The organism is Pseudomonas sp. p99-361 (assembly GCF_003935475.1).
Classification (GTDB): domain Bacteria; phylum Pseudomonadota; class Gammaproteobacteria; order Pseudomonadales; family Pseudomonadaceae; genus Aquipseudomonas; species Aquipseudomonas juntendi.
In genome coordinates, this window is record NZ_RHQO01000141.1 from 1 (window position 1) to 1,169 (window position 1,169).

Here is a 1,169-nt window from a genome sequence, read left to right on the forward strand (position 1 = left end):
CTCTACTGGAGACAGCTGCATAGCACTGCTGTGTCGGCGTTTAGGGTTATAGAACATCTCGATGTAATCGAAAATATCACTTCGGGCTTCTTCACGGGTTGTGTAGATCTTTCGTCGGATTCGCTCTCGCTTCAAAAGCTGGAAAAAGCTCTCGGCTACGGCATTGTCGTGGCAGTTTCCCCGCCGGCTCATGCTGCTGATTACATTGTTGGCCTTCAAAAAGCTTTTCCAATCCGAGCTACTGAACTGACTGCCTTGATCTGAGTGAATCATAACTTGCTGCTGAGGCTTGCGTCGCCAAACAGCCATCAACATCGCGTCGATAGCCAGGTCGCTGCACATCCTTGGCTTCATTGACCAACCAATTACTTGGCGTGAGAACAGATCCAGCACTACCGCGAGGTAGAGCCACCCTTCATAGGTGCGGATGTAAGTGATATCTGTCACCCAGACCTTGTTCGGCTCACTTACCTTGAACTGCCGCGCGAGGTGGTTGGGCGAGGCCACTGTTGGTTTTCCACCATAGAACCCTGGACGCCGCCGATAGCCCGTTTGAGAACGCAGCCCCTCCGCCTGCATCAAGCGCCTGACTCGATTTCGGCCGCATTCCTCTCCCAGCTCACGCAGGTCATCGTGAATTTTGCGGTAGCCGTATACACCTCCGCTTTCCAGCCAAGCGTGTTTGATCAAGCCAAGCAGACGTTGATCTTCTTTTGCTCGGGCAGATTGAGGCTCGGCCAGCCAGGCGTAATAGCCGCTGGGGTGCACCTTGAGGGTTTGGCAAAGGCGCCGCACCGGGTAATCAGTCGAGTGCTTCTTGATGAAGGCGTACTTCAGCCGCACTCCTTGGCAAAGTACGCGGCGGCCTTTTTTAAGATGTCTCGCTCTTCCGTCACGCGCTTGAGTTCAGCGCGTAGCTTGCGCAGTTCGGCCTGCTGATCGTCGTCTTGCTGACGCTGCTCTTGGGGCTTGCTGTAGACCTTGATCCAGGCGTAAAGACTGTGCACGGACATGCCCAGGCGTTGGGCGACATCGGCGACAGGTTTGCCTTTCTCGGTCACTTGCTTGACCGCTTCGATCTTGAATTCTTCGGGGTAACGCTGACGACTCATGGCACCTCCTATTTGGGCCTCATTATGAGGCTTGGAGGTGTCTACGAAACCAGGGGC

The 1,169-nt window shown here is 54.7% G+C and carries 1 protein-coding gene; it reads right to left on the reverse strand.

Annotation, left to right across the window (positions count from 1 at the left end):
- A protein-coding gene (locus EGJ22_RS25860; protein ID WP_125920460.1) for an IS3 family transposase occupies nt 1-1,112 on the reverse strand; the annotation gives its coding sequence in 2 pieces (ribosomal slippage) (nt 1-878 and nt 878-1,112; 1,113 coding nt annotated over the 2 pieces). This gene is flagged as partial in the annotation.
- Nucleotides 1,113-1,169: the final 57 nt, after the last annotated feature.